This is a genomic window from Sulfurovum sp., from assembly GCF_015493435.1.
In the GTDB taxonomy this organism is placed as follows: Bacteria; Campylobacterota; Campylobacteria; order Campylobacterales; family Sulfurovaceae; genus Sulfurovum.
In genome coordinates this window covers 15,495-28,458 of sequence record NZ_WGDD01000040.1, presented here as the reverse complement: position 1 = coordinate 28,458, position 12,964 = coordinate 15,495, and the positions used below count along the sequence as shown (strand labels likewise).

Below are 12,964 nucleotides of genomic sequence, written 5' to 3'. Positions count from 1 at the left end.
GTAGAGTATATCGTCACTTCTGTTACCCGTATAGCTCAGTTTCAGCTGCTGTGTATCGGTAATATCCCAAAACATTTTTGCCAGAACGGTCTTTTTGGTAAAAGCATCCATGTCACGGTACTGCGGCAGAAATGCCTGTCCTTTCAGCTTTTTGTCGTGTACCGGATTTCCATTCAGGTTATGGGCGATATAGTTATCCATCTGCTGCGCGAAATCGTTGCCATCGCCATCTTTATACTGTCCGCCGCGTTCTCCCGAAGCACTCAGAAGGAACCTGATACGTTCTGTACCGCCGCTGATCATCGCGGAAGCTTTTTTGTAATCCCAGCTTCCAAAGTTCAGATTGGCATCACCATGCAGCTCTTTGGTGGGCTTCAGTGTTTCAACATCGACGTTGGCACTCAGTGCACCGAAATTCTCCACATCATACGGACCGTCATCAATGGTGATATAGTCAATATTGTTCGTCAGGACATGGGAAATAGGCGGGTCCATCCGGTTCGGGCAGGCACCATAGATCTTTGCCCCGTCTATCGTCACGTTGATATTGTCTTTTTTTTGTCCCCGGACAATGATGTCGTTCGCGATACCGCTTCTTCGTACCAGCGTCACAGAAGGTGACTGCTTCATCAGCGCCTCTGCCACATCTGCTGACCGGATATCGTCTCCATGTACATCCTCGACCACTTCCGTATCGACTTTGGCTTCCACGTTTATTGTTCCAAGCTCTGCCTCTGCCGCATACAGTGATACTGCACACACAAAAGAAAGGTATATTCCTTTTTTCATCTTTACTCCTCCAAAACTGTTTCGGGTATTGTGGCATGCTTCTGTTAATTATCTGTTAAGTTTATGGTTTTCGCAGGAAAATGCATACAAAATACGATAAGCAGCCTCTATCTTAACTGGTAACGCAGTGTCAGATTGACCGTTTTGGGAAGGGACACAGGTATATCTTTTGTATTGACAGGGAAAGACCTTTCTATGGCTTTTCGGGCAGAAGCATGAAAGACTTTTGGACCTGTCACGGCAATATGTCCTACATTTCCGCTGGGGAGTATGGTAAAGTGTACGTTTACGGACCCTTGCATGCCGCGTCTTTTTGCAATACGCGGGTAACTTTTGTTACGGTTGATACGTGCCCGTACCTGTGAAAGAAAACGATTCTTCTGCGCAGGTGTGCTCCTGGTGGAGTTTCCCTGTCTTTTTGCCCCCGGTGCGACACCGGTTAGGGTGTGTTTTGGTACTTTTCTTTTTCTGGTCTTCTTTTTGTTTGTATACTGTTTTTTCTTGACCGGTTTTTTCTTAACAACCTTTTTCTTAACAACCTTTTTTTTCACCGTCTTTTTTTTCGCTTCCGGAAGTTTTGGTATCGTCTTTGGTTTTACCGGTTCGGGTTCCGGTGTTGCTACAGGCTGCTTTTCTTCAACAACCGGTTCCGGTTCGGGAAGGATCTCTTCTTTTTGAGGCTCTTTTTGCGGTGCCGGTACCGCTTCCGGTATAAACTCGGAAAGAGAAAGGCTGATGGTATGATCCTGTGCTTTTTGCTCTGACACAAATATCTCTTTGAAGAGAAAGGCATAAAAAAGAAATACAGCAAGGTAAATGACAGAGGTAAGCGTGTAGGAGATCAAATGCCGATGTTTTACCACTACATCCCTTTTTATTGCCTGTTAATTTATAGAGATGAAGTGTAACAAAGATAGATTAAATCTGTGTTAATCCAAATCAATCTTTTCAGCATATACCCAAAATACAGGAAAGCAACTATCAATTCATACAAAGTTCACTTTAGACACCTATAATGGCCTTAATCAAAACTCAAAAGGAGATTTAGCGATGAACCACGTGATAAAAAAGATATTGACTACAGGATTTCTACTTTCTGTGAGTGCAAGTCTTGTAGCCTGCGGAAGCGGATCGGACAACAGCAGTACAGGCAGTGGGAACGGCGGAGAACAGACACCTGCCGGTGATCTTCCGGCCAAGATACAAGATGCCATTGACGGACCGTTGTCCGGTTTGACCCAAAACGTCAGAGATACACTGACCTATATGTACAGTGAAGAGGGACTGGCGCATGATATTTACCTGAATATTTATAGTCTTCAGCCAGTCAAACAGTTGGAAAACATTGCAAAAAAATCTGAAGTCAAACATATTGATGCCGTGAATCAGCTGGCACGGAAGTACGATTTGAATATGACACAGTATCCGGATACGGATATACCCTACAGCATTGAGGGAATCGGCAATGGCACTTATCCTGTCGCACAGGTACAGTATTTGTATAATATACTTTATGATAAAGGCATTCAATCCCAGAAAGATGCATTGGGAGTAGGCTGCATGGTAGAAGTAGTTGACATTACAGATCTTGACGACTATATAAAAACGGCACAAGCCTCCAATGCATCCGATGTCCTTACTGTGTTTGAATTTTTACGCGATGGGAGCTACAACCACTACTGGGCTTTTGACAAAGGATTAAAAAATATGGGCATTACTGAAGGATGCTGTTCGGTTCCGGATGCACTGGGCTATCATTTCTGTCATCCGGAATATCCTCAGAATGATCAGAAAAATGATTAACAGTACTCTTTCATTGTCGTCATTATCAGAGGAGAGCCTGTAGAATTCATGTACAGTTCATATTGATATCTTATTATTCTTTTAAGTATATATTAATTCTTCCGTCAGGTGCACATTACGGTTTCGATAACCAAAAAAAGTGCATATGTATGATAAGCTACTGGTAAAACAAAAGGGGATTCCCCTAAAAAGTAAGGATACAGAGTGAAACTTCCAGGAACACTGATGCTTGTGTCTGCCATAAGTATCAGCCTTTGTGCACAAACATTGACACTGCGGGATTCGATTGCAAAAACACTTGCACATCATCCGGACGTCAAAACGTTCATGCTTCGCATACAGCAGGCTGAACAGGGATACAATGTCGCTTATGCCGACTATCTTCCGCAAATCGATCTCTCGGCAACATACAATCCGACCAAAACCTATGTACTTCCGGTCAACGGCATGTTCCATACCGTAGAGGACAGCGGATGGGGGGCAGGAGCTACACTGCACCAGAAAGTATGGGACTTTGCCAAAACATCTGCCCTTGTCGATGCCTCAAAAGCAGATGAGGATATTGCCAGGTTGTCCCTTGGAGAGGTCAAAGCCCTGCTTGCATACAAAGTCAAATCGCTCTATGAACTGCTTGTCGTACAGCGTGAGGCGATTCGGGTAAGAGAAAAAGACCTTGAAGCCAAAAAAGCATTCTATGCGCAATCCAGGGCACTGGTCAAACAGGGACTCAAAACCAATGCCGATACCAACCGTTTTCTCTCCTCCGTGTATGTGGCTGAAAACAATCTTGCTATTGCCAAGGCATCATTTGAAAAAGCCAAAACATCTCTTTCTCTCTATATGGGTATACCTCTCAGGAGTGACATCAAACTCCAGAGCCATGTGCTGAAAAAGAATTTTCATCTTCACAGCGGTACAGAACATGAAATACTCGAAAGCAACTATAAGGTAAAGATGGACAGACTGAATGTGCAGAAGAACCGCCTGCTGCACCAGTCTGCAAAATCGGCACAGTTCGGTTCCATCGACCTTGTCGCCTCCTATGACCGCTTTGACACCCTCAATAAATACAATTCCGATTATGTAGGTATCAGCTACAATGTACCTCTCTATACTGGCGGAAGGATGAGTGCACAGGAGCAGCAGGCAAAGATCGGAAGGATGATCGCACAGGAACAGGAAGCTTCGGATACGCTGGCACTGCAGGAGGAACTGCGCGCTCTTCTCATCGATATCAAACGGTACGGACAGACGATCAAAGCCAGAAAAGCCCAGCTCATTTCTGCCAAAAGTACCCAGAAAGTACAAACGGCACGCTACAAAGAAGGTCTGGCAACCTACATAGAAGTACTGGACAGTATATCTGTTACGCTGAATGCTGAGCTCGGCGTACTTGAAGCATATTATTCCAGAAGCCTTGCCCTTGACAGGATAGACTATCTGAAAGGAAAAATCTGATGCAAAAATGGATCAAATATATTATTGCAGCTGTGTTGGTTCTCATAGGGATCGGCCTTTTTTACCGAAAAGTCTATATTCCCAAAACCACCTATGCAACAGTAAAGGCAAACGAAGGCAATTTGAGTATTGAAGTATACGGCATAGGGAATGTCGGAGCAAAATACATTTACAGCATTACCGCTCAGACAGGCGGCAGAATACTTTCCATTCTGACAGATGAAGGTAAATGGGTGAAAAAAGGCGACCTGCTCATTACGGTTGACAGTGTCGATGTTCCGCAGCTTCTCGAAGAAGCAAAAATTTCGATGAACAAAGCCCGTTCGGAGTTTGTTGCCAGCCAAAAAGAACTTGAAAGCCTGCTGGCACAAAAACATTTGGCGCAGATCACCTATGCACGCTATGCCAAGCTGAAAAAACAGTCTTTTGCTTCCAAAGCGGAATATGACAAAGCCAAATCAGACCTTGCCGTGATCGAGGCACAAATGGCTGCTACCCGGGCACATATTAAAACAGCGCAAATGGAAATAGCACGGTCACAAAAAGCGGTAGAAGCCTTGAGGGAGAAACTTTCCCGCTATAAAGTCTATGCTCCGGCAGACGGCTACGTCATTGACAGAAGTGCGGAGGTTGCCCAGACCGTATTGCCTTCACAGCCTGTACTTCAGGTCGTTGATCCCCGGGATGTATGGGTCAAAGCCTATATCGATGAAAAAATCAGCGGAAATATACGGGTCGGGGAAAAAGCAGACATTATGCTGCGCTCACAGCCCGGAAAACATTTTGCTGCCGTAGTCAGGAGGATCGCGGCACAGAGTGACCCCGTGACACAGGAGAGGGAAGTGGATGTTGCGTTTGACAAACTGCCGATTCCTTTCTACATGAATGAACAGGCAGAAGTGAACATAGAGACAAAACAGCTTGACAACGTACTGAAAATACCGGCCGGGGTACTGGTATACCAACATAAAAAAAGCGGTGTATGGGTGGAAGAAAACGGTAAAGCCCACTTTAAAACGGTACAGATATTAAGCATAGGTGCCAAAGAGGCAGCTGTCAAGGGGCTTGACAAGAAGACAAAGATTATTGTCGATGTTCCCGGCAAAAAGACACTCAAAGAGGGAATGAGCGTACACTGATGATCAATCTTGCACAAAAAGACATTGCACACACTTTGGGAAAATTCATCGTTACTTCTATGGGAGTAGGTATGCTCCTGGGTATCGTTCTCATTATGATCGGTGTCTACCGCGGTATGATCATCGATGCAAAAGTACTGCTTGATGATTTGAATATCGATATGTGGGTCGTACAGGAAAACACGCTGGGGCCCTTTGCCGAAGCTTCCAGGATACATGAAGATATGCGCAATACCATTAAAGTGATACAGGGGGTTGACAAAGCGGAGGGTTTGACCTTTCAAAACCTTCAACTGCCTTCCAAAGAGGGAGAGGTAAGGGTGTTTGCTGTCGGTTTCGACCCCTTCGGGAAGATTGACCCTATCAACCCCAAGCGGCTGATACAGGGAAGAGGATTGCAGCGAAGCCATTATGAAATGGTTGTCACGGACAAGACAGGGTTTCATCTCGGAGACCAGGTCCCTATAGGCAGAGACGTCTATAGCGTAGTAGGTATCACTCACGGTACCGTTTCTTCAGGCGGTGATCCGCTCGTTTATGTCAGCCTGAAAGATGCGCAGGAATTACAGTTTCTGTATTCAAATGCCCGAACAAGGAATGACAGAGCCAGAGGTATCAAGGCACTCAATTCGCACATGATCAACGCTGTCGTCGCTACAGTGAAAAAAGGATACAACGTCAACCGCGTTGCAGAAGATATTCGGCAGTGGAAACACAAAAGTGTCTATACCGCCACCCAGGAAAAAACACTGCTGACCAAAAATCTCATTAAAATGGCTTCCAAGCAGATAGGTATGTTCACCGTGATACTGGTTGTGGTCTCCACGATTATCATCGCACTCATCATTTATACCATGACACTTGAAAAGATCAAAGAGATTTCGATTATGAAACTTATCGGCCTGCCCAACCGCATGATCGTAAAAATGATCATGCAGGAAACACTGCTGATGGGCATTCTCGCTTTTGTTTTTGCCAACCTTTTTGCCCATCTTATCTACAGTAAATTCCCCAAAAGGGTCGTTCTGGAAATGCCTGATGCCTGGATACTCTTTCTTGTGGTCATTCTTGCCTCGATTCTTGCTTCGTTCGTGGGTGTCCGCAAAGTCATCCATGCCGATCCGGCTTCGGCCATAGGAGGATAGTATGCAAAGTACCCATGCAATAAAAGTAGAAAATCTTGTCAAACATTTTGGCAAAGGTGATGCACTCGTAGAAGTCATAGACGGTGCAGATTTTCACATAGACAAAGGAGAGCTGGTTGCACTCATTGCCCCCAGCGGTGCGGGAAAGACAACACTTCTCATGATGATAGGATGTGTCGAAGAACCCACCAGCGGGAAGATCTGGCTGGGAGACGAACCGGTATATGATGACAAATGGCTGACAAAAGAACAGCGGAAAATACGCCGGGAAAAAATCGGGTTCATTTTTCAGGCTCCCTATTTGATACCCTTTCTGAATATTATTGAAAATGTAACCCTGGTGCCGCAGACAAACGGTGTTCCCAAAGAAAAAGCGGAAGAAGAAGCCATGGCACTTTTAAAATATTTTGACATTGCCGAAAAAGCCAGAGAAATGCCTGCTCTGCTTTCGGGCGGACAGAATCAGCGTGCCGCCATCGCCAGGGCGCTCGCCAACAAACCACAGATCATCCTGGCCGATGAACCTACCGCAGCATTGGACATAACACGTTCTGTCAATGTCGTCAAAATGCTTAAAAAAATCGCAGTTGATCAGGATGTTGCCGTCATTATGGTCACCCACGATGAAGCCATGCTGCCGCTTTGCGACAGAATATTGAAGATAGAAGACAAAAAAGTGGTTTCCCAGCCCGTCCCCGAAAATACAAAAATGATTTAAAGAATCAAGTATTTTCCGGCGGTTTTTCCGGCGGCTCTTGTGTCTGTGTAATATATTTTCGGCGTATATTGAATTGCAATCCGGTAATATAACTGACAAGTACCACGCTCACACCGGTAGCGACGAGAATATTATAGTCAAACGTCAATTCCAGAGAGAGGACAACTGCCGTCAGGGGAAGCTTCATCACCACCCCCATAAAAACCGCCGCTCCTACCGCTGCATAGAAGAAAGGCTCAAAAGGAAAATGCGAGTAAAATGTCAATACCTCGCCATACCCGTATCCAACCAGCGCACCGATACTCATGAGCGGCAGAAAGAGTCCGCCGACTGCATTGGCATAGAGTGAAACAGAAGTACCGACAATACGCAGAATAATGATCAAGAAGATAAAATAGACAGAGATCGAGTCACTGTCATTGATGAGGTGGATCACGATCTCTTTGCCTGAAAATGCTGCACGCGGTTCTATCAGCAAAATCGTACCGATCACCCCTCCCCCAATAAGGGAGAAGAGCACATTTCTCAGGGCATGGAACTTTTTGAATATCTCCAGGTCGATCATATGCAAAAGCCGTTTTTTCAGAAAAAGATACAGATAGATAAAAAAGGTGATGAACGGGATAAATATCAGCATCGGTACGATCTGGTGGTAGTCAACCGATTTACCCAGGGAATTGTGGAAAGAAATGGAATCCAGAAATTTTACCGAAACAGAAAAAGCAAGTACCGAACTGAGGATCACATACCCGATATACTGTTTGATGAACTGGTAGGCAATATTTTCGATGGAAAAGACGATTCCGGTCAGAGGCGACACGAAAATAGCCGCAATACCGCTGCTCGCACCAACGCTGATCATCATTTTTATCAGCATAGTAGGAAGATTGAACAACCGGTGTATCTGATAGGCTACCATCGCTCCCATACCCGCTGACGGTCCCTCTGTTCCTATCGCAAAACCACTGGAAACAGAAAGTGTGGAAGCAACGATTTTGAGTATCAGTGTTTTGACATTGATGATCATCTTGTTCTGACTGACAGAATCGGCAATCTCCGTCAAACCGTATTCACGAATATATTTGTCTTTTGAAATGAGATAGTTGACAAAAAATATTGCCAGTGTGGGTACCAGGTAAAGATACCAGGCCGGCAGTACAGGGATCGTTTTGAAAGGATCACCCATAAACAGCAGTCTGCTTGTAAACGTAATAAGCATTTCATAAAACGTAATAAAAAAACCACTGATAATACCCGTCAACAATGTTGCGATTATCAATTTGGCGATCATGACAGACTAACCTTTTATGTTTATTTTAATTATATACTTTTTCCTATAAAAAGAGGCTCAAAACCATTCATCCAAATCCAAAGCAGCATTCTTGCAAGCTATACAAAGTGCTGAATTTCTATTTCGGGATTTTTGATTCACGGCAGAACCAATCTTTTTTTGACATCAAACTGCTCAATATACTCCCTGATATACTTTTTCAAAAGCATATCATTCATCTGCATTTTCTTTTTCATGGGGAACTTCAGAAAAAACTGAGAAGGCATAATGGAATCCGCCTTTTCCGGTGCTTTCAAGTAGGAAAACATTGCTTTTTTTATGCGTTCGGGTGTACTGTACCGCATCAGATAGCGACGATAGACAAGGCTGCTTGGTACCTGCTCGCTCTGATGGCACTTCAGGCAGGCAGTATACAGATTTTTCGGTTCCGCATACGCATTTCCCTCTACAGCGATACACATTGCTGACAGCCATAGCAGTATCATTATTTTTTCCATTGTATTTTCACCTCTGTCCCCTGATGCAGCTGCGATGTTATCTGTAAAACAAAGCTGTAACTGTTGACAACCTGATTGACAATATCCAAACCTATCCCGAAACCGCCTTCACTCGTATTGGCACGTTTGAAACGGTGCATAATGATTTTCAGATCTTCTTTTTTGATACCGAAACCTCCGTCTTTGACCATAAAATACTCCTCTGTAAGCCTGACATACAATTCCCCTTCCGGTTTGTTGTATTTGATCGCATTTGAAATAAGATTGTCTATCAACCTGATCGCATCATTTCTGTCCATTTCAAGGATCACTCCGGATTTGACATCCGTTTTGATCCTGAGATGTTTCACTTCGGCCATCACAGCAAAATAAACCATGCGCTCTTCAATCAGCTGTGCCATATCGAGACGAATGATCCGGCGATGGTATTGATGGTTCAAATTAAGATAGGTCAAATCATCATAGATACGGCTGAGTGTCCGGGAAGCGATCTCGATGCGTTTAAGCTCATCTTTGTTCTGCTCACACTCCCCAAAAGTCTCGATCATTTCAATATTGGTCAGGATCGTACTGATGGGGGTATTGAGTTCATGGGTCGTGTCTTGAATAAAATGGTTCATCTGTTTGATGGATTCACGCATAGGAGCAATGAAAAGTTTTCCAAGAAAATAGCCCAAAACAGCAAAAAAGCCCCCTGCAAGCAGCATAAAAAACAAAATATTGCGCTGCAATGCCAAAAGAGGTGTATAGTCGATCGGTTTGGAAAGCAGCAAATAGGCTGCACCGAGATAATAGGGTTCTATCTTTGAAATCAAAGAGAGTGTATGTTTCTGCCGGGCACCCAATTGGGGAGGATGTGCAAAGGTACCGAAAATATAGTGTTTATCCAAATCATAAATAGCGGAATTCCCGATCTTGCTGACAGGATAATGCAGTATTGCACTGTTGGACTGGTGCAGTTCACGCAGTGCGGATTCGATCTTTTGTGATTCATACTTCAGTACTTCTCTCTGCTTGTCAAGCAAATGGTGTCTGGTTGATGTATAAAAAAGCCACGAAGCCATAGAAAAAAGCAGAAATGTCGACCCCATATAGATCAGTAAAAAACGCAGAAGACTCCGTCTTTCACTCTGCAACAAAACGGTATCCTATGTTTTTAACGGTTTCTATCTTCTCTTTTCCTATGGATGCACGCAGTGTTTTGATATAGGCACGCAGAGAGCCGCTGCTTGGTGCTTCTTCATACTCCCATAATGCTTCAAAGATCTTTTCATATTCCATAAGTTCATTGGGGTACTGTAAAAAAAGTGCCAGCAGTTTCACTTCTTTTGTTTTAAGCGGCACCCTTTGGCTGCCGCGCATCAAAAGCATAGATTTCGTATCGAACCAAAGCTCATTTCCCAGTTCTATCCGTTCTTCATAACTACCGTAACTGCGTTTCAGCAGTGATTCTACCCTGACAAGAAGCTCTTTGAGGGCAAACGGTTTACGAATATAGTCATCACAGCCGCTGTCGAATCCCTCTGTAACATTCTCGACACTGTTGAGCGAAGTAATAAAGATCGCCGGTGTGGTATTGCCCTGTACACGGGTATTTTTCAAAAATTCAAAACCATTCAAATGGGGTACTTTCACATCCAGAAGCATCAAATCAATATGTTTTTCATACATGATATCCTGTGCCTGCAAACCGTCATATGCACACCACACGGTATAGCCCTTGAGTTCCAGAAAACGTTTGACCGTATCACTCAACTGCACATCATCTTCAAGCAATAAAACCGTCTGGGTCATACAGGCACTCCTTTCTTTAATCTTACACCATAAACATGAATCATACATGAACCCGTTCAAGCGCAAGCATCACCGTGGTACCTCTGCCTTTTTCCGAACTGATCTGTATGCCTATATTTTCTGCATCACAATACGCTTTGACCAGTGCGAGGCCTATCCCTTTGCCTTCTTTGCCGCTGTCACTCTGATAATAGCGTTCATACACTTTCAGCAGTTCAGCTTCATCCATACCTATGCCCTCATCCCGTATCGTCAGCATCGTTCGTTTAAGCTTTATCTCTATCCGGGAGGTTTTGTCGGAATATTTCATGGCATTCATCAGAAGATTGTCTATCATTTTCTCAAAACCGATTCTGTCAACATTGACTGTCAACTCCGTCACATCCATATCGAACCTGTTGCGCCCGAAAGATTCAAACGTTTCAATACGCTCTCCAAGAAGCTTCTGCAGGGCAACAGGCTCCTTTTCAATAGGATGAATTTCTTTTTTAATACTGTAAACCAACTCTTCATACAGTCTCTCCAGTCTGTCAGACGAAGCTTCGATACGCTCCAGCCGTTTTAGTGCTTTTTCCTCACCCTGTAAACGTTTTTTCAACATTGCAGCATTGGCCTTGATGGTTGAAAGAGGAATATTCAATTCATGCAGAATTTCCGAACTGAGCTGTGAAAGATTGGCATCGAGTTCCGCTTTGGGCGCAAGAAGATGCGAAGAGAGAATGTATCCCCATCCCGCTGCAAGCAGAAGGACAAGAAGTCCTGCTATCAAAAAATTGCTTTCTGAAAAACCTTCATTTTTCAGAAACCAGTAGAGAAAGCTCAGCAGTATCGCAACACTTGAAAAATATCCGAGTGCCGATAAAAGAATTTTCTTTTTATGTCCGGACAGCTTCACTCCCCGACCCACCTGTAGCCGACACCGCGCACATTGGTAATATTTTGGGGAAAATATTTCTTCAACTGTGTCACATACACACGCAAAGCACCGTCACTTGCATTCTGTCCCGCTGCCCAGAGCCTTTCTTTTATTTCACTGCTGCTGACCACTTCACCTTTTGCCTGCAACAGCAGCAGCAGCAGATCTACCGCTTTTTTTGTCACCTCTACCGCTTCATCACCCCGATAAAGTATCTTTGCAGCCGTATCGAGACTGTAACTGCCTATGTTCATATGCTCCTGACGTATCTGGCGACGCAGCACTGCCTGTACACGGAGCAGAAGTTCATCAAAGTCGATCGGTTTTTTCATATAGTCATCCGCTCCTTTGCCAAAACCTTCGGCAAGCGATGCCTTGTCTGCTCTCGACGTGAGAAAAATAGTCGGTGTTGTATCTCCGCTGTGACGCAGTTTTTCAAGCAGATCAAAACCGTTCTCATAGGGAAGATTGACATCAAAAAGGTAAAGATCAAACACATTTTGATAACTTATCTCCAATGCCGAATAAGGGTCCAGTGCTGTTTCCACACGATACCCTTCTTCTTCCAGAAAGTCTTCCAGAGTTTCATTAAAAAGCTGATCATCTTCAAGCACAAGTATATGGGCCAAGTATTCTCCTTCAGGATTTATTGGTGATTATACCCCATATCATGTTATAATTCCGGCACGTTCATGGAAGGCATCGTTTTATGAAAAAAATTTCATTCTTCAATTATACCGAAGGCAACATTCTCATGACAGGATTACTGCTTCTGGGTCTTTTTTTGCTACTCCTTCTATACTGTGCCTTCTTCTCGCCTGCCAATTTGCAAACACTCCTGAGCATTACGGCAGCCAATATTATTTTTGGAAGAATGGCAGGACTTTCCATCGGTATCGCAGCCCGAATGAATATGATTGACCTGATTCTTTTTAACTTCTTGATCGAATCAATCATGGTACTGCTGCTCTACCCTCTTTTTGCGCGGAGCTGGAACCGCCTTGAGATCATTACCTACAAACCCCTGCATGATTTTTTTGAACGTTCCAGGAGCGCCGCACAGAAATATCAACCCTACATTCAAAAATACGGTATTCCGGGGCTGGTCTTCTTTGTCTTCACTCCGCTTGCCATGACAGGACCGGTCGTAGGCAGCTTTATAGGCTATATCATAGGATTCAGCCATCGAAAGACCCTGACAACCATTCTTTTGGCCACCCTTTCCGCTATTACACTGTGGGTCTACCTCATCAGCCACTTTAAAGAGATACTGATCGCCTACAGTACTTCGCTGAATATAGGTTTTCTGCTTATTGCCGCAGGTATGGGAATATGGTATGGAATCAAGAAGTATTTGCTTTAAGCTTGGAATTTTTTGGAGTAAATTGTAATATCTTTTTGGCATTTGCACTGC

General features: G+C 44.1%; 14 protein-coding genes. 6 read left to right on the top strand and 8 right to left on the bottom strand.

Going from position 1 to position 12,964, the window contains the following annotated elements:
* A partial coding sequence (locus F8L24_RS07020) for a TonB-dependent receptor plug domain-containing protein (protein ID WP_294953684.1) occupies positions 1-789 on the bottom strand: 789 nt, incomplete at its 3' end.
* Positions 790-896: 107 nt separating this feature from the next.
* Positions 897-1,652, bottom strand: coding sequence for a TonB family protein (locus tag F8L24_RS07015; protein WP_294953682.1), 756 nt, complete (start codon positions 1,650-1,652; stop codon positions 897-899).
* A gap of 187 nt (positions 1,653-1,839) precedes the next feature.
* Here F8L24_RS07015 and F8L24_RS07010 point away from each other — a divergent pair, with 187 nt between their 5' ends.
* The 5 genes from F8L24_RS07010 (at position 1,840) to F8L24_RS06990 (ending at position 7,052) form a co-directional block, all read left to right on the top strand.
* Positions 1,840-2,592, top strand: coding sequence for a DUF2202 domain-containing protein (locus F8L24_RS07010; RefSeq protein WP_294953681.1), 753 nt, complete (start codon positions 1,840-1,842; stop codon positions 2,590-2,592).
* A gap of 204 nt (positions 2,593-2,796) precedes the next feature.
* The gene (locus F8L24_RS07005) at positions 2,797-4,050 is read left to right on the top strand and encodes a TolC family protein (RefSeq protein ID WP_294953679.1); all 1,254 of its coding nucleotides are present in this window, start codon (positions 2,797-2,799) and stop codon (positions 4,048-4,050) included.
* Positions 4,050-5,189 (top strand): efflux RND transporter periplasmic adaptor subunit, encoded by a 1,140-nt coding sequence (locus tag F8L24_RS07000; protein WP_294953677.1) that lies wholly within the window; start codon positions 4,050-4,052, stop codon positions 5,187-5,189. Before F8L24_RS07005 ends, F8L24_RS07000 begins: the two co-directional genes overlap by 1 nt.
* A complete protein-coding gene (locus tag F8L24_RS06995) occupies positions 5,189-6,334 on the top strand; it encodes an ABC transporter permease (RefSeq protein ID WP_294953674.1) in 1,146 nt (381 codons plus the stop codon). The genes F8L24_RS07000 and F8L24_RS06995 overlap by 1 nt, the downstream gene beginning before the upstream one ends.
* 1 nt (position 6,335) lies before the next feature.
* Positions 6,336-7,052 (top strand): ABC transporter ATP-binding protein, encoded by a 717-nt coding sequence (locus tag F8L24_RS06990; RefSeq protein ID WP_294953671.1) that lies wholly within the window; start codon positions 6,336-6,338, stop codon positions 7,050-7,052.
* 4 nt (positions 7,053-7,056) lie between these two features.
* Here the strand turns inward: F8L24_RS06990 and F8L24_RS06985 are convergent, their stop codons facing one another.
* The 6 genes from F8L24_RS06985 to F8L24_RS06960 form a co-directional block, all read right to left on the bottom strand.
* Entirely contained in the window at positions 7,057-8,343 is a 1,287-nt protein-coding gene (locus F8L24_RS06985) for a chloride channel protein (protein ID WP_294953668.1), read from the bottom strand.
* 137 nt (positions 8,344-8,480) lie between these two features.
* Positions 8,481-8,840: a hypothetical protein gene (locus tag F8L24_RS06980; protein WP_294953665.1), complete on the bottom strand. Its 360-nt coding sequence runs from the start codon at positions 8,838-8,840 to the stop codon at positions 8,481-8,483.
* Entirely contained in the window at positions 8,828-9,979 is a 1,152-nt protein-coding gene (locus F8L24_RS06975) for a HAMP domain-containing sensor histidine kinase (protein ID WP_294953662.1), read from the bottom strand. The genes F8L24_RS06980 and F8L24_RS06975 overlap by 13 nt, the downstream gene beginning before the upstream one ends.
* A complete protein-coding gene (locus tag F8L24_RS06970) occupies positions 9,966-10,634 on the bottom strand; it encodes a response regulator transcription factor (RefSeq protein ID WP_294953659.1) in 669 nt (222 codons plus the stop codon). The genes F8L24_RS06975 and F8L24_RS06970 overlap by 14 nt, the downstream gene beginning before the upstream one ends.
* 40 nt (positions 10,635-10,674) lie before the next feature.
* Complete coding sequence (locus tag F8L24_RS06965; protein ID WP_294953656.1) at positions 10,675-11,529, bottom strand: HAMP domain-containing sensor histidine kinase; 855 nt, start codon at positions 11,527-11,529, stop codon at positions 10,675-10,677.
* Positions 11,526-12,179, bottom strand: a complete 654-nt coding sequence (locus F8L24_RS06960; RefSeq protein ID WP_294953653.1) for a response regulator transcription factor — start codon at positions 12,177-12,179, stop codon at positions 11,526-11,528. The genes F8L24_RS06965 and F8L24_RS06960 overlap by 4 nt, the downstream gene beginning before the upstream one ends.
* Positions 12,180-12,259: 80 nt before the next feature.
* Between F8L24_RS06960 and F8L24_RS06955 the strand changes: the two genes are divergently transcribed.
* Positions 12,260-12,913: a small multi-drug export protein gene (locus F8L24_RS06955; RefSeq protein ID WP_294953650.1), complete on the top strand. Its 654-nt coding sequence runs from the start codon at positions 12,260-12,262 to the stop codon at positions 12,911-12,913.
* Positions 12,914-12,964: the final 51 nt, after the last annotated feature.